The organism is Kushneria indalinina DSM 14324, assembly GCF_003385845.1.
Lineage (GTDB): Bacteria > Pseudomonadota > Gammaproteobacteria > Pseudomonadales > Halomonadaceae > Kushneria > Kushneria indalinina.
In genome coordinates, this window is record NZ_QRDJ01000006.1 from 439,315 (window position 1) to 464,983 (window position 25,669).

Here is a 25,669-nt window from a genome sequence, read left to right on the forward strand (position 1 = left end):
CTATCCTGTCATCCCTTTTCAAGGAGCGCTCATGCCGCGTTTTGCTGCCAACCTCACCACGATGTTCAACGAAGTCTCGTTTATGCAGCGCTTTGGAGAGGCTGCCGGACAGGGCTTTGAAGCGGTGGAATATCTCTTTCCCTACGCCTTTGACCCCGATGAGATTGCCCGGGAGCTCAAGCGTCATGACCTGAAACAGGTCCTGTTCAACCTGCCGGCGGGCGACTGGGACGCCGGCGAGCGCGGGCTTGCCGCGCTGCCCGGGCGCGAAAGCGAGTTTCGTGACAGCGTGGAGACGGCGATTCGCTACGCCCGCGCGCTGAACTGCCCCAGGGTGCACGCCATGGCCGGGGTGGCCGGCGAGGGGGCGGATCCTGCGGTCATGCACGATACCTATCTGGACAACATTCGCTTCGCCGCGCGACGACTTCAGGAGGAGGGCATTACGCTGCTGCTCGAGCCGATCAACAGCCGCGACATGCCGGGTTATTTCATCAACTATCAGCATGAAGCGCATGACGTGATCGAGACGCTGGGCGAGCCCAATGTGCAGGTACAGATGGACTTCTATCACACCCAGATCATGGAAGGGGACATCTGGGAAACCTTCCGGGAGTACCGCGAGGGCGTCGGCCATATCCAGGTTGCCGGCGTGCCCGAGCGACACGAGCCCGACAGCGGCGAGGTCAACTACGCCTGGCTTTTTGAGCAGCTCGACCAGGCCGGTTTCGACGGCTGGCTGGGCTGTGAGTACAAGCCCCGCGGTGAGACAGCCGCAGGGCTTGGGTGGTTTGCACCCTGGCGTCGGGGCTAACGCCAGAGCAGTCGGGGGCTACGGCCGGGGCTCAGTCGCCTCTGGTCAGGCTGAGCATCGAGCCCTCCTTTTCGGCGGCAATATGCCAGGCCAGTGCTTTTTCCAGGCAGTGGGGCGTATGGCCGCCGCGCTGGCACGCTTCACTGAAATACTCCCGCAGCGCCGGACGATACAGCGGGTCGGCGCAGTGCTCGATAATGACCCCGGCACGTTCTCGCGGGGCCAGGCCGCGCAGGTCGGCCAGACCATGCTCGGTGACCAGGATATCGACGTCGTGCTCATTGTGATCCACGTGGCTGACGAAGGGCACCAGGCTTGAAAGCGCGCCGTTTTTGGCGGTCGACTTGGTAATGAAGATCGACAGATGGCCGTTGCGGGCGAAATCGCCCGAGCCGCCGATGCCGTTCATCATTTTCGTGCCGTTGACGTGGGTCGAGTTCACGTTGCCGTAGATGTCGGCCTCGAGCGCGGTATTGATGGCAATAATGCCCAGGCGTCGCACGATGCCCGGGTGGTTCGACATCTCCTGCGGGCGCAGCACGATGCGGTCGCGATAGTCCGCCAGATGGGACCAGACCCTTTTGCCGCACTCCTCGGACAGCGTGATCGAACTGCCCGAAGCAAAGGTCATCCTGCCGCTGTCGAGCAGATTGAACGTGCTGTCCTGGAGTACCTCCGAGTACATGGTCAGATTCTCGAACGGCCCGTCGAGCAGGCCGTTGAGCACGGCATTGGCCATGGTGCCGATGCCGGCCTGCAGCGGCATCAGCGACGGCGGCAGCCGGCCCACTTCCACTTCGTGTTCGAAAAAATCGATCAAATGCCGGGCGATGCGCCGGGTGTCTTCGTTGGGCACACCCACCGTGGAGGGGCTGTCCTGGCCCTCGGTCAGCACGATGGCGGCGATTTTGTCCGAGTCGATGGCGATGTGGGGCGTGCCGATACGGCTGCCGGCATCCGTCACCGGGATGGGCTGGCGGGACGGGCGCATCTGCGGAATATAGATGTCATGCAGACCGATCAGCGCCTCGGGCGTGTTGAGGTTGATCTCGACGATCACCCTGTCGGCCAGAATCGCAAAGCTTGCCGAGTTGCCTACCGAAGCCGTGGGGACGATGCCGCCGTCCTCAGTAATCGCACAGGCCTCGATGACGGCCACATCGATATGGCCGAGCTGCTTGTTGCGCAGCTGCTCGACGGTTTCCGACAGGTGCTGGTCAATGAACATTACCTCGCCGCGATTGATGGCCGCTCTGAGCGTGGCGTCCACCTGAAAGGGCATGCGCCGTGCCAGCACGCCGGCCTCGGTCAGATGGCGGTCGATGTCATTGCCCAGCGATGCCCCGGTCATCAGGCTGATCTTCAACGGATCGCGCTGTGCCCGGCGTGCCAGCGCCAGCGGCACGTCCTTGGCTTCCCCGGCCCGGGTAAAGCCGCTCATGCCGACAATCATGCCGTCCTGAATCAGTTCGGCGGCTTCATCGGCGCTCATCAGGCGCGATTCCCATCCCTTCAACTGACAGCGGTCGCTGGCGGTGACTTTCATGTCGCTTCTCCTTCCCGAATCATCCCGGATAACGGCGCGGGGGATACGTTGATGTCATACAACTCTCTGATACCCAACGTTATACGCTTGCAGCAGGGCAATCCGTGCGCCAGATCAAAAACCACGAAAAAGGGCCCTCGAAAGGGCCCTGACAGGAAGCAGGAGATGGCTTACATCAGCTCTCTTTTGGGGCCGGTGCGCACGTGCGTGCTGTAGAGCGTCAGCCCCGTAAAGGCCAGCCCGCCGGTCAGGTTGCCCAGCACGGTGGGGATCTCGTTCCACCACATGTAGTCCCACACCGAGAAATCACCGCCCATGATCAGCGCCGAGGGGAAAAGAAACATGTTGACGATCGAGTGCTCAAAGCCCATGTAGAAAAACAGCATGATCGGCATCCACATGGCAATTGCCTTGCCGCTGACCGAGGTGGAGACCATGGCACCGACCACGCCCATCGAGACCATCCAGTTGCACAGCATGCCGCGCATGAAGATGGTGAACCAGCCGGCCAGACCGTGCTCGGCGTAGCCCAGGGTGCGCGCCTTGCCGATGCTGGCAATCCGATCACCGATCTCCCCCGGGGCGATGGAAAAGCCGTAGGTGAGAATGAAGGCCATCATGAAGGCCACCGTCAGTGCCCCGCCCAGGTTGCCCAGAAATACCCAGCCCCAGTTGCGCAGGATGCCGCCGGGGGTCACGCCCGGGCGCCGATCCAGCAGTGCCAGCGGGGTGAGCATGAACACGCCCGTGAGCAGGTCAAAGCCCATCAGATAGAGCATGACAAAGCCGACCGGGAAGAGTATCGCGCCTACCAATGGCTGGCCGGTCTGGACGGTAATGGTGATCGCAAAGGCGGCGGCCAGCGCCAGGATAGCGCCGGCCATGAAGGCACGAATCAGCGTGTCGCGCGTGGACATCGAAATCTTGGACGCGCCGGAATCCACCATTTTGGTGGCGAATTCCGCAGGGGTCAGATAGGACATGGTATGGCCTCGGATGGTGTTGTTATGCCATGGATCGGCAAAGGGCGGGGCAGCAGCGCGATTTTTTGTGGTTGTTCTCGAGATGGATTCTCGAATTGGTCATCGCAATGCGCTGTCGCCGATGCCCGGTGCCGACAGTGTTTGAACCAGCAGCGTCTGAAACCGCCTCGACGGCGGTTTCAGACAGTCGGCAGTAAAACCGGCGAGATCAGTCAATGACGACACGCTCGCCCTCAATCCGCACATTAAAGGTGTCAAGACGCACCCGGTCGTCTTCCAGGCAGACGCCGTCGGTGAGCCGGAAGTGCTGCTTGTAGATGGGCGAGGCAACCACCGGTTCGCCATCCTTGTCGCCCACAATGCCGCGACCGATCACGTTGGCCTTCGAGAAGGGGTCATGGTTGGCGATGGCGAACACCTCGGGCCCGCTCTGGCGATCGCGCCCTTTAGGCAGATAAAACAGCGCAATCTGGCGGCCGTCGTGCAAGGCCACTACGCCCGAGTCATCGACCAGATCCTGGACATCACACAGCACCCGGGGTGTGTTGTTGATCGCAGTTGCAGTGCTCATCAGCGGATCTCCACGGCAAGGGACTCGATTTCGTCGGCGCGCGCCGGACGAGGCTGGTCACGTTCGGTGACGTTGATGATGTCCGGGTCGCTGCTGTTGTCGTTGACGAAGGTGCGAAAACGCTTGAGCTTTTCCGGGTCCTTCAGCGCGTTGGCCCACTCGCACTCATAGGTCTCCACGATGTGGTGCATCTGGCGTTCGAGTTCGTCACCCAGCCCCAGACTGTCGTCGATAACCACCTCCTTCAAGAAGTCGAGGCCGCCTTCGAGGCTTTCCCGCCACACCGAGGTGCGCTGCAGCTTGTCGGCGGTGCGCACGTAGAACATCAAAAAGCGATCGATGGTGCGAATCAGGGTGGCGCTGTCGATATCAGTGGCAAAAAGTTCGGCGTGGCGCGGGCGCATGCCGCCGTTGCCGCACACGTACAGATTCCAGCCGGCCTCGGTGGCGATCACGCCGATATCCTTGCCCTGGGCCTCGGCGCATTCACGGGTGCAGCCCGACACGCCCATCTTGACCTTGTGCGGGGTGCGAAGCCCCTTGTAGCGATGCTCGAGTTCCAGTGCCATGGCGACACTGTCCTGCACGCCGTAGCGACACCAGGTGTTGCCCACGCAGGACTTCACCGTGCGCAGCGACTTGCCGTAGGCATGACCGGTTTCAAAGCCGGCATTGATCAATTCTTCCCAGATGTCCGGCAGCTCGTGAAGCTCGGCACCGAAGAGGTCAATGCGCTGACCGCCGGTGATCTTGGTGTAGAGGTCATATTTTTTGGCCACTTCCCCCAGTGCGACCAGCTTATCGGGGGTGATCTCGCCGCCGGCGACCCTGGGCATGACCGAGTAGGTGCCGTTTTTCTGCATATTGGCCATGAAGGTGTCGTTGGTGTCCTGCAGTGCCACGTTCTGCGGGTCCATGATCGGCTGGTTCCAGCAGGTGGCGAGAATCGAGCCGATGGTCGGCTTGCAGATATCGCACCCCAGCCCGTGGCCGTGCTTTTCCAGCAGCTCGTCAAAGGAGGTGATCTCCTCGACGCGTACCAGGGCGTAGAGCTCCTGACGGGTGTACTGGAAGTGCTCGCAGAGGCTTTTGTCCACTTCCATGCCGCGGGACTCGAGCTCGTGCTCGAACACCTGCTTCAAGAGTGCCGCGCAGCCGCCGCAGCCGGTGCTGGCCTTTGTCTCGATCTTGAGGGCGGCAATATCGGCGCAGCCCTCGTCAACGGCCCGGCAGACGGCGCCCTTGGTGACGTTGTGACACGAGCAGACCATGGCGGTGTCGGGCAGGGCATCAGCGCCCAGCATCAAAGCACCGCCCTCGCTTTGCGGCAGAATCAGCGCGGCCGGGTCCTCGGGCAGGTCGATACCGTTCTGGACGTACTGCAGCAGGGTGTCGTAGTAGCTGTTATCGCCGACCAGGATCGCGCCCAGCGCCTTCTTGCCATCGCTTGAAACCACCAGCCGGCGATAGCCGCTGCCGGCCTCGTCGATCCAGCGATAGCTTTTGGCCCCCTCGGTGGTGGCGAAGGCGTCGCCGATCGAGCCCACATCGACGCCCAGCAGCTTGAGCTTGGTCGACATGTCCGCGCCGCTGAAGGGCTCACATACATCGGTGAGACAGCCGGCCACGGTGCGCGCCATGGTGTAGCCCGGCGCCACCAGGCCGAAGATCTGCCCGTTCCACAGGGCGCATTCGCCGATGGCAAAGATCTCCGGATCGGAGGTGCGACAGGTCTCGTCGATGACGATGCCGCCGCGCTCGCCGATCTCCAGACCGCAGTCGCGGGCAAGCCCATCCTGCGGGCGAATGCCGGCAGAGAAGAGCACCAGATCGGTATCAAGATGTTCGCCGTCCTGGAAGTTCATACGGTAGGCGTACTCACCGTCCGGCTTGGCCACGATCGCTTCGGTGGCACAGTCGGTATGCACGCCCACACCCAGCGCCTCGATGCGCTCGCGAAGGGCGGTGCCGCCCTGATCGTCCAGCTGGACCGGCATCAGGCGCGGGGCAAACTCCACCACGTGGGCTTCAAGGCCGAGGGATTTGAGCGCGTTGGCGGCTTCAAGGCCCAAAAGCCCACCGCCGATCACCACGCCGCGGCGGGCGTTAGCGGCGTGATAGCGAATGGCGTCAAGATCGTCCAGGGTGCGATAGACCAGCCTGGCCTGCGGGTGCTCGCTGACTTCCGGCCCGGGAATAGGCGGCACGAAGGGGTACGAGCCGGTGGCGATGATCAGGCTATCGTAGGGCAGACGACCGTCAGCCGTGATGATCTCGCCCCTGTCGCGATCGATCCGCGTGATACGCACGCCCAGATGCAGCGAGACGCCGTGCGTTGCGTGCAGATCGGCTTCGCCCAGGGCGAGGGCGTCGGCGTCCTTGCCGGAGAAATACTCTGACAGGTGCACGCGGTCATAGGCGCGGTGGCGCTCGTCGCCGAAAACGTGAATCTGATAGTGCTGTGTCGCGCCGCGTTCGATCAGCTGTTCGACGCAGTGGTGGCCCACCATGCCGTTGCCGATGATGACGAGCTGTTTCTTGTCCTGCTGGATCGCCGCTTCATGAGTCGTCAGGTGTTGCATGATCAGGCAGCCTCCTCAAGCTGTTGGATGGCATCCGTGGCGCCAAAAAGCAGGGTGTCGCGACAGGGCGAGAGATCGTTTTGATCCACGCTCTGGCGGAAATACCAGGGGCCATCACGGGTATCGCCGTAGAGCACGGCGCCGACAAGTCGGTTGTTGCGCAGAATCAGGCGGCGGTAGTCGCCGTGGTCGGCGTCGAGATAGCGCAGCACCTCGTCACCGGGTTCGGGGGCCAGCAGGCCGAAGGTGTAGAGCTCGACGCCGCTGACCTTGAGCCGCGTGGCGCTGGGTGTCAGGGCGTAGCGCCGGTCACCGCCGCAGAGCCGGTCGGCCATTACCTCGACCTGCGCCCAGATGGGATCGACCAGGCCAAAGGTGGTGCGCTCGAACTCGCAGCACTCGCCCAGCGCCATGACGGAGGCGTCACTGGTGGTCAGGGTGTCGTCCACGCGGATCGCCCGATCGCCAGCCAGTCCCGCCTCGAACCCGGGCTCGGCGTTGGGCACGATGCCGGCGGCGACCACCACCAGTCCGGCCTCGAGATGTTCGCCGTCATCCAGCCTCACACCGGCGACATGGGTGCCATTGACGCTTTCATAGGCGACGGGGTGGCGCTCAAGACGCAGTGTCAGGCCACGGCCCTGAAGCTCGTCGGCCAGCAGCTCGGCGGCGCGGTCATCGAGCTGGCGGTTCATCAGATGCGCGCCGCGATGCACCACAGTGACCTCAAGACCACGTTTGCGAAGCCCTTCGGCCGCCTCGAGTCCCAGCAGCCCGCCGCCGATCACCACGGCGCGGCGCGTGTGCTCTCCGGCCGCCATCAGCGAGGCCACATCCCCGGTGGTGCGAAAGCCGTGGATGCTCTGGAGTTCAGCGCCGGGCAGATCGAAAAGGCGCGCGCGCGAGCCGGTGGCAATGATCAAATGGTCATAGCCGTGACGCTCATCCCGGTCATCGATGATCTGTCGCGCTGTCCGGTCGATGGCCGTGATGCGTCGGCCGCAGTGCAGCGTGATGTTGTGGGCCTCGAACCAGTCCCGGTTGCGCAGGCCGATCGCTGCCTCGTCGACCTCGCCGGCCAGCAGGGGCGAGAGCAGGATGCGGTTGTAGGCCGGAGTGCCTTCATCGCCGAAGACGTGAATCTCCGGCGGCCGCTCGGGCCGGGTCACCAGCGCTTCCAGCAGGCGCTGGGTGGCCATGCCGTTGCCGATAATCAGCACGCGCTGCGGGGTAACGTCTGGTTGGGGGTCACGGACCGTTGTCATGGGGGTTCTCCCGGCGTGATCGACATGCGGTTGCCTGTCGGTCGGTGCTGCGGCCCCCCTTTAGGGGCGCGGCGCACCGACGATGCTGCGCATGACCAAGCGAATGCCGTGCCAGAAAGCGGAGAATGCTTTGATTTCAGTCGTTTTTGCGAGCGTGTTTGCTGGCGAGTGGTGCACAGCGGGCGCGTGATGTCACCACAAGGGTGCAGCCGGTACGGGTGTGGTCATCCGTTGGTGCATCCAGCACGTGCCACGCCCGAAATCGGTGCGCCAGCGCCTTCCTGTCACGGTAAAAACCCTGTTCTGGCCCGGATATTGCTCGTTCAGGCTATCAATACGGGTCGCGTTCTTTTTTGATGGATATCAGGTTTTGGTCGATCGATGGGGATATCCGGGACGTGGCGCTGGCGGTTCGAGACGGGGCCGGCCGATTCAGGGTCGTTGCCTGCCGAAAAGGGGATTTTCATGGAAACGAACACCACCTGTCCCTACTGCGGCGTCGGCTGTGGCGTTGTGGCGCAGCATGACGCCGGGCGTGGTGACACGCTTGCGGGCGTGACGGGCGACAAGACGCACCCGGCCAACGAGGGCCGGCTCTGCGTCAAGGGCTCGGCGCTGGCACAAACGCTGGGTCACGAAGGGCGGCTGACACACCCTCGAATCGATGGGGTTACGGTCAGCTGGGAAACGGCGCTTTCGGCGGTGGCCTCACGTCTGGGCAGCATACGCGCGCAACACGGTGGCGGTGCCATCGCCGGCTATCTCTCGGGGCAGCTTCTGACCGAGGACTATTACATTGCCAACAAGTTCTTCAAGGGCTTTGTCGGCACCCCGCATGTGGATACCAATTCACGGCTGTGCATGGCCTCGGCGGTGGCAGGCTACAAGCGGGCCTTTGGCGCGGACGCCGTGCCCTGCTGCTATGAGGATCTGGAAACGGCCGAGCTGGTGGTGCTGACCGGCAGCAATCTGGCCTGGAACCATCCGGTGCTCTATCAGCGTCTGCGCGCGGCCAAAAGCCGCAATCCGTTGATGCGGATCGTGGTGATCGACCCGCGGGTCACGGATACCTGCGAGCTGGCCGATCTCTTTTTGCAGATCGCCCCGGGCAGCGATATCGCGCTCTTTAATGGGCTCTTGAGCTATATGGCGGGCAAGGGCAGGCTGGATCGTGATTTTATCGAGCACCACACCGAAGGCTTCGATGACGCGCTGGCCGCGGCGCAGCAGGAGGTGCCGGACATCGCCACTGCCGCCGAGCGATGCGGCGTCGATGCCGAACGGCTGGAGACCTTCTACTACTGGTTTGCCACTCAGCTGCATGTGGTGACGCTCTACTCCCAGGGCATCAATCAGTCCAGCGGCGGCACCGATCGGGTCAACGCCATCATCAACGCTCATCTGGCCGGCGGCAGTATCGGCCTGCCGGGAGCCGGGCCCTTCTCGATTACCGGCCAGCCCAATGCCATGGGCGGGCGCGAGGTCGGCGGCCTGGCCAACCAGCTGGCGGCGCACATGGATTACCACACCCCCGGTGCGCTGGATCGGGTCACGCGCTTCTGGACCACGCCCAACCTTGTACCTGCGCTGCCGGACGGGCCCGGCCACAAGGCATTGGCACTTGTCGAGGCGATCGAGCGCGGTGAGGTTCAGGCACTGTGGATCATGGCGACCAATCCGCTGGTCAGCCTGCCGGATGCCAACCGGGTGCGCGCGGCCATTCAAAAGTGCCCGCTGGTGATCGTCTCCGACTGCGTGGCGCGCAATGATACCCTGGCGTATGCCGATATCGTCCTGCCGGCCAGCGGCTGGGCCGAGAAGGACGGCACCGTGACCAACTCCGAACGGCGCATCTCGCGACAGCGCGGAATACTGCCGCCGCCGGGTGAGGCGCGCCACGACTGGTGGATCATCCGTGAAGTGGCCCGCCACATGGGCTTTGGCGAGGCGTTCGATTATCAGGGCGTACACGAGATCTTTGATGAGCATGCCAGGCTTTCAGGCTTTGAAAACGATCCTCAGGCCACGCCGGACACCGGCTATCGTCTGTTTGATATCTCGGGTCTGGCGGGGATGGATCGCGCTCGCTATGACGCGCTCGCGCCGATCCAGTGGCCGGTGAACGCTGATGCGCCTCGTGGTACGGCGCGATTGTTCGAGCGTGCGCGCTTCATGACGCCCAACGGCCGGGCAAGACTGATCGCGGTCGCCTCCAGCCCCGCGATTCAGCAGCCTGACGGGGAAGCCAGGCTTGTGCTCAATACCGGGCGCATTCGCGATCAGTGGCACACCATGACCCGCACCGCACGGGCACCGCGACTCATGCATCACCGCAGCGAGCCCTTTATCGAAGTGCACCCCGAGGATGCACGCCACGCCAGCGTACAAAACGGACAGATCGCACGACTGCATAATACGCTGGGCGAATATCTGGGCCGCGTGCGCGTCACCACCGCCCAGCGTCGCGGCGAGCTTTTCATCCCCATCCACTGGAACGATCAGTTCGCCCACCAGGCGCGGGCTTCCGCGCTGATCGCCGCCGTCTGTGATCCGCTTTCCGGTCAGCCCGAGTCCAAGCAGGGGCGGGTGGCATTGTCACCGATCACCGCGCAGTGGGAGGCCTGTCTGCTGTTGGGACATGATGCTCGGGCGCCGCTGGGAGAGAGCGACTGGTGGGCACGTATCCCGCTGACGCACTGCCAGCGCTTCCAGATGATGGGCGAGAAGACGCCTGACTGGATGACGTGGTGTGAACGCGCGCTGGGCCAGGTACCGACGCTGTGGAGCGAAGACCACGGGCGCAGGCACTTTCGCGCGGCCTGCCTTCACAAGGGCAGGGTTGTCTGGTGGCTGGCGGTGGCGCCGGTGGGCACGCTCAATGCGATGCTGGGGGATGTTGGCTGGCTGGACGATTGTTTTGCACTCGAGGCACTCGAGAGTCCGCAACGACGTCGGCTGCTGGCCGGCCGGGCGGCCAGCGGCGAGGATACCGGCGCGACCGTGTGCAGCTGCCACCAGGTGGGCGAGAAAACCATCCATCGCGCCATCGCCGATGGCTGCAACAGCGTCGAGGCGCTGGGGGAGACACTGGCCTGCGGGACCGAGTGCGGCTCCTGTATCCCGGAGCTCAAGCAACTTATCGCGGCGCAGCACGCGCGCCGCGATGAAGCCACCGAGCAGGTATCAGTGTGATGGTCAGCCGGCGTCGAGGCTGACATCGATCAGGGGCACGCTGCCGGACTGCACTGAAAGCGTCACGGGATAGCGGTGCGGCAGCAAAAAGCCTGCCAGTGTGATCGAGAGCTGACGCGTCTCGCCGTGGATCAGCATCTCGACGCTGCCGTGATCGACCCACCACTGGAGATGAATTCGCCGGCCATCCAGCTCGCCGGCGCGCCGCTCGCCGGGGAAGTGCTGATCAAAGCGCGCCACGCCGCTTTGTCCCTCACGGCGATAGGCGACTTCGGTGGTGTCCTCGCCGGTACAGAGAATCAACTGCTGCTGCGTGCCCTGCTGCAGCGACAGCGCCAGCCGGCTGCCGGCGGCCGGTTCCAGCGTCAGCTCGCCGCGCACCAGATCGGCGCCGGGCGTGGCCAGCAGATGATCACCTTCCTTCAGCGGCGCATTAAAGGGTGCCACCTCAAGCGGTGAGACCGACCGGGCCAGCTCCGACGCAAAGCGCTGGTGCAGGCGCACCCCCTGATCAGTGGCCGCCAGAGTCAGTTCGCGGGGCAGGGTCATGGCGCCGCGCCAGCCCGCCTGGGGCGCGTGACCGGCGTACTGCCAGTTGTTGAGCCAGGCGATCGCCAGACGTCGGTCGGGCACATCCGAGAAGCTCTGTACGGCGTAGAAATCGCGCCCCTGATCCATCAACAACAGCGGCGCCTCGGGGGAGTCGTTGTGAAAGCGCTCGCCGTCGAAGTGGCCGATAAAGTACTGGGTGAAGGAGCCCATGGTGTCCTGCGGTCCCTCGTGGTCGATCCCCACGCCCACGATCAGCACCCAGCGGCTGGCGGATGCCTCGCCACCTTCAACGGGCAGTTCGAACAGATCGGGGCACTCCCAGGGGCCGTCGGTGTGACACCCCTGGTTGTGGCCGAATTCGCTTGCCAGCTGCCAGTCGAGCAGGTTGTTGGAGACGTAGAAGCGAATCTGCTGGCCGCAGGCCAGCGCCATCACCCACCGGCCGCTGCGTTCGTGGTAGATCACTTTCGGATCGCGAAAGTCGCGAAATCCTGGCGCGGCGATGATGGGGTTGCCGGCATACTTGTGCCAGCTGCGACCATTGTCGCGGCTCCAGGCGAGGTGCTGCTCCTGCTCGTAGTGTTCTTCGTCATCGCCCAGAAAGCGGTGTGCGGTATAGAAGGCCACCAGGCCCTCGCCGCCATCGAACAGACCGATCACGTCATGGCGATCCACCACGGCGCTGCCAGAAAAGCACATGCCGTGATCGTCAGGGGCCAGTGCCATCGGCAGGTGCTGCCAGGTACAGAGGTCACGGCTGACCGCGTGTCCCCAGTGCATTGGCCCCCAGATGAGACTGTCGGGGTGGTACTGGTAGAACAGATGGTACTCACCGTCGTGGTAGACCAGTCCGTTGGGGTCGTTCATCCAGCCCTGCGGTGGGGTGAAGTGGCGCAGCGGCCGCTCGTTGGAGGCTGCCATGGTGTCGGAGCCGCTCATGTCGTCATCCTGTCAATGGGTTGATAAATCCGGTGTCAGTGCTCGCCCGTCACGAGGTATTCAGGCGCGCCGGTGCGAGCGCCCCAGCGTGGTCGAGAAGGGGATGGTCACTGTTTCAGGCGGTGGATCGCCGTCGAGCAGCAGCGTCATGGCCCGGCGGCCCATCTCAAGATGCGGTAGCGCCATGGTGGTCAGCGACGGCGTCAGCGCCCCCGAGATGGGCTGCTGATCATCGAAGCTGACCACTGCCAGATCCCGGCCGGGGGACAGTCCGCGCCGTGCCAGCGCCAGATAGAGCTGCAGGGCGATGCGGTCCTGGCCGCAGAGAATCGCCGTGGGCGGGGTGGCCTCACTCATCAGCTGTACCAGTGCCGTCTCGACCCGATATTCTTCTTCGCCGCCTGGCGTCCCCACGCAGGCGGTGATAACCGGCATCAATGAAGGCTCGAGCCCGGCCTCGATCAGGGCGTCATGAAAACCTGCCGTGCGCAGCGGTGTGGCCACCGATCGCGGGTTGGGCGCCAGAAAGGCGATATGTCGATGCCCTTCGGCCAGCAGCAGACGGGTGGCCTGCTGCGCGGCGAGGCGTTCGTCGGGCACCAGCGCGGGCAGGGCCGTGGTGGTGCTGAAGCCGTTGACCAGCACGGCGGGCAGCTGCTGCATCTCCGGGGGCAGCTCGACGTCGCGGTGGTAGTCGCAGGCGTAGAGCAGGCCGTCGACGCGCTGCTCCATCAGCAGTTCAAAGGCGCGTCGTCGGTGGTCGTCACCGGCCTCGCCATCGATATTGAACAACAACAGCAGACGGCCGTGTGCGTCGGCCATCTGCTGGGCGCCGCGCAGGATGTCCCCCGAGTGGGGCTGGGTGGTGACGCGGTCGGAGAGAAAGCCGATGATATTGGAGCGGGCGCTGCGCATCATGCGGGCCCCGCTGTGGGGCCGATATCCCAGCGCCTGAATCGCTTCGTTGACCCGTTCGCGGGTCGCGGGCCGCACCCGCTGATCGCCGTTGATGACCCGCGAGACGGTCTTGAAGGAGGTCTCGGCGTGGCGTGCCACGTCCTTGATCGACACCATGTATTGCCCCTGCGATGCGCCTCTCTCACCGAATCAGGCCGGCTGCGCCGTGGCTGCGTCGCTCACGAAGGGCTCGCCGTAGACATCCTCGTCATCCCTTTTGAGCACGAAGAACGCATAGAGCCCGGCGACGAGCACGATCGCGCTGATGATGGAGAAGGTGGTCTGATACCCGACGCTGTCGCGCAGCATGCCCAGCAGCGGCGAGAGGATGATGTTGCCGCCCTGCGCCGAAATCTGAAAGCCGACCAGATAGAGCGTGGCCGACAGCGCCGGATTGAAGTGCAGCGTAAAGTAGCGAAAGATCGCCAGCACGAACAGGGGCACCTCAATGGCGTGAAACATCTTGACCAGCGAGATGAGTATCGGATCCTGCAATACCGCGCTGCCCAGAATGCGCAGAAACATCACCAGCGCCCCCAGCAGGATGGTGTTGCGCACCCCGATGCGGTGCATGAGCAGCGGCACCAGCCCCATCATGGCCGCCTCCAGAAACACCTGCGCCGAGTTGAGCATGCCGTAGAACTGCTGGCCGCGTGCGGGAGCGTCGAAAAGTCGGGTATAAAACTCCGGGAACATCTGCTGGTCGTAGACGGTGTAGAAGGTCCAGGAGAAGAACACGAAAATAATCAGCTTCCACAGCGTGCCGATTTTGAACACGTCGATCATGTCGCGCAGCGAGGGCACCTGCTGCTCGTGCTCGGTGGGCGATTGTGCCTCGACCGGCGCCTTCCAGACCAGCAGCATCACCAGCAGGGCAACCCCGAACAGCGAGCCCATCCAGAAGATCAGACGCGCATCAAGGGTAAACAGAAAGCCTGCCAGCAACGCGACCACGGCGTAGCCTGCCGAGCCCCACATGCGCGCCTGACCATATTCAAAGCCGCTGCGACGGCTGATGCGCTCGGCGATCGCCTCAAACAGCGCAAAGGCCGCCAGAAACCCGGCCGACAGGAAAATAGCACCCACGGTCACGCCGAGTGCAAAACTGTTCTCCAGCAGCGGGCGGTAGACCCAGATCATGAAGGGCCCTACCAGTGAGGCGGCGCTGGCAGCCAGAATCGCCAGATGGCGGCGGGTCCCCAGGCGGTCCTGCAGGGTGCCATAAGCGATCATGAAAAAGAGTGTGGCCAGCGAATTGGCGGCGTAGACGATGCCCACCGAGGTGCCGTCCAGGCCCAGACCGTTCTCCTCGCTGGTCAGCCAGATCTGGAAGAAGGACCACCAGATGCCCCAGGAGGCGAAAAACAGCAGCAGGCTGAAGGAGCTCTGCAGGTAAGCGCGGGTCAGTGAAATACCGAAAAAATGTGTCAAGCCAGTCTCTCCGTGCAGCGAGCGAAACGATCAGCCTTTCATCGGCTGTGACAACGTTGTCACGCTACTCTAGGGAGCGGCTTTCGGTCTGTCTTTACGACTTTTGCCCAGGGAGGGTCAGGCAGAGGCAGGGAGGGAGATCAGCGATAGCCCGCGGCCTGCAGCTCGAACAGCTCGGCGTAGCGCCCGCGGGCGGCGATCAGTTCATCGTGACTGCCGCGCTCGATAATGCGGCCGCGATCCATGACCACGATCACACCGGCACTTCTTACGGTCGAGAAGCGATGTGAAATCAGAATCGAGGTGCGATCACGGCTGTGTTCGCGAAAGCGGTGGAACACCGCGGCCTCGGCAGCGGCATCCATGGCGGCGGTGGGCTCGTCGAGCACCAGAATATCGGCGCCTTCACGCATCCAGGCTCTTGAGAGCGCAATTTTCTGCCACTGGCCGCCGGAGAGCTCCTGACCGTTCTTGAACCAGCGCCCAAGCTGGGTGTGATAGCCGGAGGGCAGACGCTGGATAAAGTCATCGGCCAGCCCACGCTGTGCGGCCGCCTGCCAGCGGGCTTCATCAGCGAAGGCGTGGGTGTCGCCCACGCCCAGATTTTCGCCCACGGAAAACTGATAGCGCACGAAGTCCTGAAAGATGACGCCGACCCGTCGACGCAGCGCCTGGCTGTCCCAGTCGCGCAGATCGCTGCCATCGAGCAGGATGCGGCCGTGACTGGGATGATAGAGACGGGTCAGCAGCTTGATCAACGTGGTCTTGCCGGAGCCGTTTTCGCCCACCAGTGCCAGGCTCTGCCCGGGAATCAGATGCAGTGAAATATCTTCCAGTACCTGCTCGCCGCCGGGGTAGGCAAAGCTGACGCGTTCAAAGCGCAGCCCATCGCCTGGCGTGTCGCCTTCGGTCAGCGTGCCGGCTTCCCGCTCGGTGGGCTGCTCGAGGAATTCGTAAAGATTGGAGAGATAGAGGTTGTCCTCGAACATGCCGCTGACCGCGGTGAGACTGGCCGACAGCGCCCCCTGGCTTTGCTTGAATACCAGCAGATACATGGTCATCTGCCCTAGCGTCAGAGTGCCGATAATGGTTTCAAGCACCACCCAGCCATAGGCGGCGTAAAAGGTGAGCGTGCCCAGAAGCCCCAGCACGAAGCCCCAAAGCGTGCGCCGGAGCGTGAGGCGGCGCTCTTCACTGTAGAGGTTGTCAAAGATGGCGCGATAGCGCGCCAGAAAAAGGCGTTCCAGACCGTAGAGCTTGACCTCCTTGATGCTGTCCTCGCGCGCCAGCAGGGTTTCGAGATAGCGCTGCTCGCGCATCTGTGGCGAGCGCCAGCGAAAAAGGCGAAAGGCGTCGCCGGAGAATTTGGCCTCGGAGGCAAACACGGGCAGGGCGCCAACGACAATAATCAACAGTGCCCAGGGGGAGAACTGCACCAGCAGCACGCTGAAGCTCACCAGCGAGATGGCGTTTTGCAACAGCGAAAAGGTTTTGGTGACCAGCGCCAGTGGCCGCGTCGAGGCTTCACGACGGGCACGAGTGAGCTGGTCATAGACCTCGGAGTCCTCGAACTGCGCAAGCGACAGCTCACCGGCCTTGTCGAGCAGCATGACGTTGACCTTCTGCCCCAGTTGCGCACGCAAAAGCGACTGCTGCGCTTCCAGCACGCGCTGGGCCAGAGCCATCAGGGCGATCAGGACGCCTTCGATCACCACCAGAGACAGCACCGGGGACAGTACGGTCGATAGATCCGTGGCCTGATCCGGGTAAGCACTCATCGCCGTGACCACGCCATCCACGATCAGCTGGCCGACACAGGCCACCACGGCCGGCAGTACACCCGCGACCAGGGTAGCCAGCGCCAGGCCCAGCATCATCACGCGCGAGGTCTGCCAGACCAGGGTCAGTGCCCGGCGGGTGTAGCGAAAGACATTGAAAACATCGCCCGGTACGGCGGCCAGGCGATGTTTGAGGTGGGGGCGCGGCATGATTACATCGGTATCACAAGAGCTGACGTGAACGCTTTCTGAGGGTGGCGCCCTGACGAGGCGCGCGGCGCGTCCTGATATTGCCCTGCCAGAGGTGAACAAGCGCGGGGAACAGGGGGGTGACCGACGACCGTCTGGTCTGGCGAGGCCCGGGCGCCGGTTTGCCGCGCTGGCCTTCCCGGACGCAGACGCCCAGGCTGATGATTACCATGGCGCCTGCCACCAGAAGGCTGGCCACACTGCTGATGATAATCAGGGCTGCGGCGGCCACGCCCAACGCGATCAGCATCACGGCGAGACAGATGTCACGTGAAAACCCTCGCCACAGGCCGTAACCGCCCAGAGCGATGGCAAGGGATGCTATCCATAGCAGACTGATCATAACGTCACGCTCACTCTTGGTCGGGCACGTGATGCCCAATATGTCCTTTATATGATTTTAGTGCATTTTGTGACAAAAACACGCCAAAGACTGTCAGCCATGAAGAAAAATGTCGTCATGCGGCATCCCTCTGATGAAGGCAGTCGGCGAGTGTGCCGCACTGCGGCAACAACAATAACGGCAGGGCAAGGGGGCAGGTTGATGCCTGATGCCGTAGCAGACCATCCAGTAACGCCTTCCAGGCGTTGCCCGCTGGCATGCTATCCTCATCACCATCGCGGTATCAAAGACCCGTCGACGCACGGGTCTTTTTCACGCCTATACGCCGCTTTTTTCAACGACGCAGGAGCATGGGTCATGGCTATCGGGCATCGCAGAGGCTGGGGTATTACCGCCGGTATTGCCGTGCTAGTGGCCGGCAGCATCTATTTCGCCGGGCCCTGGGCATTGAAAAACTGGGCGGTCAAAAGGCTCAGCGACACTACCGGTCAGTCGGTCACAATGAATCACCTGAGCTTCAATCCCTTTACGGCGACGGCGTCACTGACTGGATTGAGCATTGGTGATGGCGAGACACCGGTCATTCATGTCGATGAAGGCGAGATCACGCTGGCGTGGCGTACGCTTTGGGCGTCAGGCATTCATATTAACCGTATTGATCTGGACGGTCCTCGTCTGCATCTGGTGCAAACCGCTGAAGGCGAGCTCAACATCACACAGCTGGGCAGTGACGATTCCGGCGAGAGTACCGCGCTGAGCATTGATCGCATCAGCGTGGGGCAGGGTCGAATTGACTGGATCAACCAGAATCAGTCGCCGCCAACGCAGCTGTCGGTGACCGAGCTGGCGCTGACGCTTGAAGGCTATGGCAGCCAGACCTCATCTCCCATGCGGGGGCAGGCGACAGGCACCCTGAACGGAGGACAGCTCAGTGTAAGGGGGCAGTTTGGTTTAAGCCCCCTGACCGGTGATCTACAAGTGGAGAGCCAGCAGATAGGCCTTTCCCTGATCAACCCCTGGCTTGCGCAAATGAGTGCCGTACAGATCGATAGAGGCACGTTGAGCGGTCAGGGAACGCTTGCCTTTGGTGAGGCAAGACAGGGTCAGCTGCAGTGGCAGGGGGATCTGGATACGAATTCGGTCTCCCTGCTTGATGGCCGTGGCCGGCCGTTGTTCAGTGCTGATCAGGCCCGGCTTGCAGGTATGGACCTGCTGACCGGGGATCATCTGCGCGCTGATCGCCTGTCCATGTCAGGCTCATCGATGATGGCCATTATCGATGAGCAGGGGGATTTCAACCTCACGACATCGCTGGGCCTGCAATCTGAAGACTCGTCGTCACAGGACGGTGGCGCGGAACAGGCCGAGGCACAGCATGATGATGATTCCCCCCAGGGCGACGCGCAGCAGGACAGCGGCATGGCGGTCGGGCTGGGACACATGGAGGTTTCGGGAGGTGTTTTCAATTTCGAGGATCGCAACATGTCACCCAGGGTGACCCTGAGTATCGATTCACTCGAGGGCACCATGCAGGACTTTGATACACGTCGTGATGCACCGGCCAGCTTCTCCTTCAAGGGGCTCGAAAGCCAGCAGACACCGGTCATCATCGAAGGCGAATTTAATGCTGCAGAGCCCTCGGGCGTGATGCACCTGGTGGTCGATCGTCTGCCGCTTGAACGTTTTGCTCCCTACATCCAGCGTTTTGGCGGATACCGGATCGAACAGGGCAATGCGGACCTTGATTTGAGCTACCGGCTTCGTAATGGCCATCTTGTTGCCGATAACCATGTCGTACTGCGTCAGCTTGATCTGGGAGAAGAGGTCCCCGCGGGCGATACGTCCCTGCCGCTGAAAAAGCTGATCGATGTATTGCAGGGTGACGAGGGTGTTATCAACCTCGACATCCCCATTGATGCTTCAGTTGAAGGGACGGGGGTTGATGTCAGCAAGGTGGTCTGGCAGGTCATCGGCGAGGCGCTGGAGAACATGGTGACGTCGCCCATCGACACGCTCGGTGCCATGATCAACGGTGGTGATAGTGATGAGACACACGAAAGTGCAAGGGCTTATACCGAAGGGCCCATGTCGCATGTGGTCACCGAGCCACGCGATGATTGAGCGTCGTACGAGGATATAAAGGCGGAATGAAAACGGATAGCGGGCAATGGCCCCGATGGGGGCGTGGCGTACGACCCGGTGCGGCTGGACTTTTGCTGACAGCGATGATCACTGGCTGTGCCGGTTACGAGGGCATTGAACCTCAGGGCGAAATGGTGTCGCTCAATCAGCTATCGGCACTTCAGGCCGTCAGGGGTGTCACCATCTCCTCGGCCAACTGGCCCGATCGCCAGTGGTGGAATGTGCTCGGCGACCCGCACCTGGAGGCGCTGATTCAGGAGGCACTGGCGGATTCTCCCGATATGGACGTGGCTCAGGCGCGCCTGCGCTCGGCCAATGCCGCGGTCGGCCAGGCGGGCGCCGAGCGTCTGCCAACGGTGGATGGCTCGGCCGAGCTGTCACGCTCCCGGGTATCGGAAGTCGATGACCCCCAGGGGCAGGGCAATATTTACAGTACCACGCGGGGCCTTTCATCGAACTTCAGCTACGACGTGGATCTCTGGGGCGGGCGTCGTGCGGCCTGGTCGGCGGCACTGGGCGAGGCCCGGGCGACTGAAATTGATCTGCATGAGGCGGCACTGACGCTCTCGGTCAACGTGGCCCGGGCCTATGTACAGCTGGCAGGGGATTATGCGCTGCTGGATATTGCCCGCCAGGAGCTTGAGCGCGCCCAGGCCATCGATACCACCAACCAGCAGCTTCAGCAGGCCGGGCTGAGTGATCAGTCGGTGCGCCTCCAATCGCGCTCCAGCGTGTCCAGTGCCCGACAGTCGCTGGAGTCGGCGGAGCAGGCCGTTCGCAGTGACCGGATCTCGCTGGGCATATTGCTGGGCAAGGGGCCTGATCGTGGTTTCGATATTGAGCGACCACAGTCGCTGTCGCCGGCGCTGTTGTCGCTGCCCTCGGTCGTGCCGGCCGAGCTGGTCGGACGACGCCCGGACGTCGTCGCGGCACGCTGGCGGGTCGAGGCCCAGACCCAGCAGATCAAGGCGGACAAGGCGCAGTTCTATCCCAACCTTAACCTGAGCGCGATGGCCGGTTTCAGCTCGCGGCTGGGCAGCTATTTCTTCGCGGAGCCGGCCAAAAGCTGGAGCGTCTCGCCGGCGCTGTCACTGCCGATCTTTGAGGGCGGACGCCTTCGGGCCAATCTGGACAGTACCGAAGCCGACTATGACCTGGCGGTGGCGCAGTACAACCAGACCGTCATCTCGGCGCTGGGCACAGTGGCCGATACCATCACATCCGTACAATCACTGGATCGCCAGCGTCAATCGCTTGTACAGGCGCGCGATAATGCACAACAGGCCTTTGATCTGGCGCTCGAACGTTTCCAGGCCGGCATCACCAACTATCTGCAGGTGCTGAGTACACAGCAGCAGCTGCTGAGTGCCCAGCAGTCGCTGGCGAGTCTGAACAGCCAGCTGGTGGACACCTCGATTCAGCTGGTCCAGGCGCTGGGCGGCGGCTTCGATGACCGGCTTGATGTACCGCATGCCTCGGGGGGCTATCCGCAGGCCCCCAATCCGCAAACAACTGGCCCGAGTCCTGACCTGACCGGCTCCTGAGACGGCAAACAAAACTCCGAAACAGCAGACAAAAAAACGCCCCTTTGAAGGGGCGTTTTTATGACGGTCATCATGGAAGGTGACGATCAGGATTCGTCATCCTGATCGCTGTTGTCATCATGATGGACCTGGGCGACGGCACGGGTGTTGTCGGCACTCTCAAGCTTGGCCAGCAGTTCCCTTGATTCGGTCTTGAAGCTTGCCAGCTCCTGGCCGGACAGGGAGCGCCCGCCGGGTAACTTGACGCGCATGGCGTTGACCTGAGAGCCGTTGGCGATGATCTCATAGTGCAGATGCGCGCCGGTGCTGCGGCCGGTATTGCCCGATTTGGCGATCTCCTGGCCCATCTTGACGCGCTGGCCGGGTTTGACCTCGGGCTTGGAGAGGTGCAGATAACGGGTCTGATAGCCGTTGTCATGGGTGATCACGATATATTTGCCTGCCAGCGGATGACTGACCACCCTGGTGACGCGGCCATCGGCCGGCGCGCGTACCGTGGAGCCGACCGGCATGGCAAAGTCGGTCCCCTTGTGCGGGGAAATACGACCCGTGACCGGGTGACGACGCTTGAGGTTGAACGGCGAGCTGATCCGATACTGACCCTTGAAGGGATAACGGTTGAAGGCCGGATCAAGCCCCTGACCGTCGGGCGTGTAGTAATCCCCGTCATGACGCACGACGGTGAGCTTGTCCCGGCCTTCGTAGTGGGCGGCCAGAATGCGCGAGTCGTAGGGCTTGCCATCGATCACGTCCGATTCGACCAGCACCTGAAATTTATCGCCATCACGCGCCGAGCGGTTGAAGTTGAGCTTTTTGCCCAGCACCGAGATCAGCTCGGCCACTTCGCCGCTGGAAAGGCCGGTAGCGCGGGCGGAAGAGCCGAAGCTGCCGCTGACCGTGCCGGCAAAAAGGCGCTGTGTTGCTTCACCGGTACGCTCAATGTCGTTGACGCTAAAGCGCTCATCCGTATTTTCGCGCTCGAAGAGATAGCCACTGCGTGTGTTTTTCATGACGCGAAGCGCCAGCAGATGTCCGTCCTTGTCGACCTTGTAATCCAGATCGCGGCCGACACGCAGGTTGGTCAGCGCCTTCTTGTCGGGCGCATCGTCGATCAGTTTGAGCACTTCACTATAGCCCAGCCCCAGACTGTGTTCGGCAAGCTCTGCGAAGGTGTCGCCTGACTGTACCTTGTAGGTTTGCCATTCAGGGATATAGGGCTCACGGGTTTCGATCTGACTGCTGAGGGAGAACTGACCGCTCAGGCTGCCATCGGCGGAACCTGCAAAGTCTTCGGTGTCGTCGTCGTTGAAGTTGTCGACATAGGACGTATGCCCCTCCATACCGTTGCCCATGCCCGTGACATGATCAGCGCTGGCAATGGTCTTCTCATTGCTATCCAGCGCTGCGCCAGCATTCATGGAAGCAAGGTTGGAAGCCACGGCCAGGGCCCGCTCGACATTGAGCTGGTCCATTCTTTCAGAGGCAGGCGCAGCGAGCGCCAGCGCGCCGGCAATTTCGAGGTGCGTCGGCTGACCAAAGGCGCGTGCCTGGTCCTGTGTCGTGGCAGCAAGTGCGACGCCCATGGGCTGGGCGACCTGCTGGAGTTCTGCCACCGTGGCATCGGTAGCAGCTGAGGTGTTCGTATTCTGGTAAAGCTGATGTGCACCCAACACGCCGACCATGGCGGTAACCGGTAGCAATAAGAGCCTGTGCGTGCGGGGTAGCGAACTGAAAATTCGCAACATGATTATGAGCGCCGTATACAGATAGATAAAAGGGATAAAGGCTGGATTACCTTACCTCATGGTCAGCGACATGCCTAGTCCGAATATCAATAATTGATAACCTTTATTATAGATTAAAGGGTATTGCCACCGGCGATGATTGACAGAGGATTATTGTGAAATGCTTGTACAAGTATAATCCTTTACATGGAAGGGTATGTCACCCCGGTCGGGCATGCCTATTGCCGCCTCCGCCGCATGACTGTCGCTCTGACGGCCCGGCGTCTTCCCGTTGGAAAAGGGTAGGGAGAACCAAATCTTCCTCATTTTTGATGCTGTATATATAAACAGCAAAGGTTGAGAGGGCAATTTTAAAGGAAGCTTTATTTGGTCTTCATATGCCGAAATGAGCCCTCTTTATTTAAAGATGAAAGAGCAAAAAAACTTGTCCATTTTTAAGAATGGAACTCAAAAATAAGACATCACCCTGATTTAATGAACGCCGATTAAATCCAGAATGTAGTGTTTTGTTATAGTGATAAAGTTTTTTTTATGTGTTTTGGCTGCCATGATTAAATATTGTTTACGTCCCTGAACCAGCTTCAAGTGTGCCGATCAGAGCATTTAGACGTCTGATTGGAAAGAAATTTTCAGTGCAGAATTGATCATGTGGACAGGGGTAAGCCTGCCGATACTTCCATGAGTTGACAGGATGTAACATGTCTCGAGTCACGCTGGTTCAATGGCAAATGCTGGCTGCAGTGGTCGACCATGGCGGTTTTGCACGCGCTGCAGAAGCGATCCATAAAAGCCCTTCCAGCATCAATCATGCGGTCCATAAACTCGAAACCCAGCTGGGCGTTCAACTGCTGGATACCAGCGCACGACAGCTGCGTCTTACCGAGTCGGGGGAGATGCTGCTGCGCCGGGCGCGTCAGTTGCTGGAAAGTGCCGATACCATTGAGGCCGTCGCCGATAGCCTTTCAGGCGGTCTGGAGGCCGAGATTACCATCGCGATCGATCAGATCCTGGCGCCGGAGACATTGTGCCTTGCCCTTGATCGCTTTTCTGCCAGGTATCCCCACACGCGGGTCCAGCTTCATGAGGCGGTGCTCAACGGGGGTGTGGAGATGCTGCTGGACAACCGCGTGGATCTTTTGATCGGCGGTCTGCCGGTGCCGGGCTATCTGGGGGAGCTGCTGGGGGCCATCCGCTTCATTGCCGTGGCGCATCCCGATCACGCCCTTCACCAGCTGGGCCGGTCGTTGGATCTGCGTGATCTGCGTCAGCATCGCCAGATCGTGACCCGCGACTCTGCCCGACGTGAACAAAACGATAGCGGCTGGCTCAAGGCCGAGCAGCGCTGGACCGTGTCTCATGTGGCGACCTGCCTGGACATTCTGGTCCGGGGGCTGGGCTTTGCCTGGGTGTCGCAGGCCCGTGTACAACCCCTGCTGGACAGTGGGCAGCTCAAGGCACTGCCGCTGCAGGCCGGCGGTATTCGAGAGGTTCCTCTTTCCCTGTACATTAATGATGTAGAAGGTGCCGGGCCTGGCGTGCAGGCCATGGCCGAGGCGCTGCGCCTGGAGTTTCGCGCTCGAGTCTGAAAAGCAGGGCGTGTGATGTGATCGCTTTTTGTGTCAACCGCATTTGAAGCGGCTATTCTCATGGCCCGAACATGAATTTTCCGGAGAGATCGCCGGGCAAGGAGACTGCCATGGGATTACTGGTCGATGGACAGTGGGTAGACCGCTGGTATGACACCAAAAGCAATAACGGCGAGTTTGTTCGCGAGTCAGCACAGCTGCGTGACTGGGTCACCCCCGATGGTGTGCCCGGCCCCGAAGGGCAGAGCAGCATCAGTGCAAGCGCCAATCGCTTTCATCTTTATGTGTCGCTGGCCTGCCCATGGGCGCATCGTGCGCTGATCATGCGTCGCCTGAAGGGGCTGTCCGAGTTGATGGGTGTCTCTGTCACCAGCCCGTATATGCTGGATGAGGGGTGGACGTATGAGCTGGACGAAGGCTCCAGCGGTGATCCGATCAACGGGGTACGCCGCCACTACCAGCTGTATACCCTGACGGATGAGCATTACACGGGACGCGTGACCGTGCCCGTGCTGTGGGACAAGAAGAAATCGCGCATCGTCAACAATGAATCTGCCGATCTGATGCGTATTTTCAATACCGCGTTTGACGAGCTGACCGGCAATCGGCTTGATCTGTATCCGGCACCGCTGCGTGAAGAGATCGATCGCATCAATGATGAGGTCTATGACCGGGTCAACAACGGGGTCTACAAGGCCGGGTTTGCCACCGAGCAGAAAGTATATGAAAAGCATGTGACGGCGCTGTTTGAAACGCTGGATCGCCTGGAGGCCCTGCTTGATGAGCGCCGCTATCTGGCCGGTGAGTATCTGACCGAGGCCGATATCCGGCTTTTCACCACGCTCGTTCGCTTTGACAGCGTCTATTACGGTCACTTCAAGTGCAATCTCAAAAGAATCGAGGATTATCCCGCACTTTCAAACTATCTTCGCGAGCTCTATCAATGGCCGGAGGTGGCCGAGACCGTCAACATGACGCACATCCAGCGTCACTACTACGGCAGCCATTCAGGGATCAATCCCAATGGCATTGTCCCCCTGGGCCCCGAGCTTGACCTTGATCGACCCCATGACCGCGAGCGACTACCGGGCAAGGGGATCTGGCAGCACTCTGTCCAATAACACGCAGCGGCCAGGGACGATCGCCATGATGGCCCCTGGCTGCTCGCCTGTCTTCGACTTTCGGCGTGCACAAACAGCCGCGCTGTGATAGATTGTGTCCACCTCGCTTGTGAAGACCCTGCCATCTCTGCTGATTCGCCCCCATTGAGACTGCCGTTGCGTAGGGGACGATTCTCCAAGGCGCCAAAGCGCCCACGCATCGATGGAGCATTGGGCACCATACGAAGGCAGTGACTGCCATGACCTGTCGGTCGCCGCGTATGACGTGTTGCCCAGATGCAATAACGGTCGCCACATGCCACGGATATCGCTGTTGGCTCGCCCGTAGT

17 protein-coding genes are annotated in these 25,669 nt (G+C 61.7%); 6 read left to right on the forward strand and 11 right to left on the reverse strand.

What is annotated here, in order from left to right; all coding sequences use genetic code 11:
- Positions 1-31: 31 nt before the first annotated feature.
- Positions 32-814: a 2-oxo-tetronate isomerase gene (gene otnI / locus C8D72_RS02105; protein WP_115852750.1), complete on the forward strand. Its 783-nt coding sequence runs from the start codon at positions 32-34 to the stop codon at positions 812-814.
- 31 nt (positions 815-845) lie between these two features.
- Here the strand turns inward: otnI and scpC are convergent, their stop codons facing one another.
- The 5 genes from scpC to C8D72_RS02130 all read right to left on the reverse strand — a co-directional run bounded on the left by scpC (position 846) and on the right by C8D72_RS02130 (position 7,761).
- The gene (gene scpC, locus C8D72_RS02110) at positions 846-2,360 is read right to left on the reverse strand and encodes a succinyl-CoA:acetate CoA-transferase ScpC (RefSeq protein ID WP_115852751.1); all 1,515 of its coding nucleotides are present in this window, start codon (positions 2,358-2,360) and stop codon (positions 846-848) included.
- Between the two features lie 170 nt (positions 2,361-2,530).
- Positions 2,531-3,343, reverse strand: coding sequence for a formate/nitrite transporter family protein (locus tag C8D72_RS02115; protein ID WP_115852752.1), 813 nt, complete (start codon positions 3,341-3,343; stop codon positions 2,531-2,533).
- Positions 3,344-3,551: 208 nt separating this feature from the next.
- Entirely contained in the window at positions 3,552-3,914 is a 363-nt protein-coding gene (gene nirD / locus C8D72_RS02120; RefSeq protein ID WP_115852753.1) for a nitrite reductase small subunit NirD, read from the reverse strand.
- Positions 3,914-6,496, reverse strand: coding sequence for a nitrite reductase large subunit NirB (nirB, locus tag C8D72_RS02125; protein WP_115852754.1), 2,583 nt, complete (start codon positions 6,494-6,496; stop codon positions 3,914-3,916). Before nirB ends, nirD begins: the two co-directional genes overlap by 1 nt.
- 2 nt (positions 6,497-6,498) lie before the next feature.
- A complete protein-coding gene (locus tag C8D72_RS02130; RefSeq protein ID WP_115852755.1) occupies positions 6,499-7,761 on the reverse strand; it encodes an NAD(P)/FAD-dependent oxidoreductase in 1,263 nt (420 codons plus the stop codon).
- Positions 7,762-8,226: 465 nt separating this feature from the next.
- Here C8D72_RS02130 and C8D72_RS02135 point away from each other — a divergent pair, with 465 nt between their 5' ends.
- Positions 8,227-10,953, forward strand: coding sequence for a nitrate reductase (locus C8D72_RS02135; protein WP_115852756.1), 2,727 nt, complete (start codon positions 8,227-8,229; stop codon positions 10,951-10,953).
- A gap of 3 nt (positions 10,954-10,956) precedes the next feature.
- Here C8D72_RS02135 and C8D72_RS02140 read toward each other — a convergent pair whose 3' ends face one another.
- From C8D72_RS02140 to C8D72_RS02160, 5 genes are all read right to left on the reverse strand, one after another.
- A complete protein-coding gene (locus tag C8D72_RS02140; RefSeq protein WP_245955116.1) occupies positions 10,957-12,444 on the reverse strand; it encodes a glycoside hydrolase family 32 protein in 1,488 nt (495 codons plus the stop codon).
- A gap of 60 nt (positions 12,445-12,504) precedes the next feature.
- Positions 12,505-13,518: a LacI family DNA-binding transcriptional regulator gene (locus C8D72_RS02145; protein ID WP_115852757.1), complete on the reverse strand. Its 1,014-nt coding sequence runs from the start codon at positions 13,516-13,518 to the stop codon at positions 12,505-12,507.
- Positions 13,519-13,551: 33 nt separating this feature from the next.
- A complete protein-coding gene (locus C8D72_RS02150) occupies positions 13,552-14,832 on the reverse strand; it encodes an oligosaccharide MFS transporter (RefSeq protein ID WP_115852758.1) in 1,281 nt (426 codons plus the stop codon).
- A gap of 140 nt (positions 14,833-14,972) precedes the next feature.
- Positions 14,973-16,820: an ABC transporter ATP-binding protein gene (locus tag C8D72_RS02155; protein ID WP_245955117.1), complete on the reverse strand. Its 1,848-nt coding sequence runs from the start codon at positions 16,818-16,820 to the stop codon at positions 14,973-14,975.
- 13 nt (positions 16,821-16,833) lie between these two features.
- Positions 16,834-17,202 carry a hypothetical protein gene (locus C8D72_RS02160; protein ID WP_115852759.1) on the reverse strand — a complete coding sequence of 123 codons (369 nt, stop codon included), beginning with the start codon at positions 17,200-17,202 and terminating at the stop codon, positions 16,834-16,836.
- 357 nt (positions 17,203-17,559) lie between these two features.
- Here C8D72_RS02160 and C8D72_RS02165 point away from each other — a divergent pair, with 357 nt between their 5' ends.
- Positions 17,560-19,323 carry a DUF748 domain-containing protein gene (locus C8D72_RS02165; protein ID WP_170140464.1) on the forward strand — a complete coding sequence of 588 codons (1,764 nt, stop codon included), beginning with the start codon at positions 17,560-17,562 and terminating at the stop codon, positions 19,321-19,323.
- Positions 19,324-19,427: 104 nt separating this feature from the next.
- On the forward strand, positions 19,428-20,888 hold the full coding sequence (locus tag C8D72_RS02170) for an efflux transporter outer membrane subunit (RefSeq protein ID WP_211308744.1): 1,461 nt from the start codon (positions 19,428-19,430) through the stop codon (positions 20,886-20,888).
- A gap of 86 nt (positions 20,889-20,974) precedes the next feature.
- Here C8D72_RS02170 and C8D72_RS02175 read toward each other — a convergent pair whose 3' ends face one another.
- Entirely contained in the window at positions 20,975-22,570 is a 1,596-nt protein-coding gene (locus C8D72_RS02175) for a peptidoglycan DD-metalloendopeptidase family protein (RefSeq protein ID WP_115852762.1), read from the reverse strand.
- Between the two features lie 761 nt (positions 22,571-23,331).
- Between C8D72_RS02175 and C8D72_RS02180 the strand changes: the two genes are divergently transcribed.
- The gene (locus C8D72_RS02180; RefSeq protein WP_115852763.1) at positions 23,332-24,219 is read left to right on the forward strand and encodes a LysR family transcriptional regulator; all 888 of its coding nucleotides are present in this window, start codon (positions 23,332-23,334) and stop codon (positions 24,217-24,219) included.
- A 110-nt stretch (positions 24,220-24,329) separates the two neighbouring features.
- Positions 24,330-25,340 carry a glutathione S-transferase family protein gene (locus C8D72_RS02185; RefSeq protein ID WP_115852764.1) on the forward strand — a complete coding sequence of 337 codons (1,011 nt, stop codon included), beginning with the start codon at positions 24,330-24,332 and terminating at the stop codon, positions 25,338-25,340.
- The last annotated feature ends 329 nt before the right edge of the window (positions 25,341-25,669 follow it).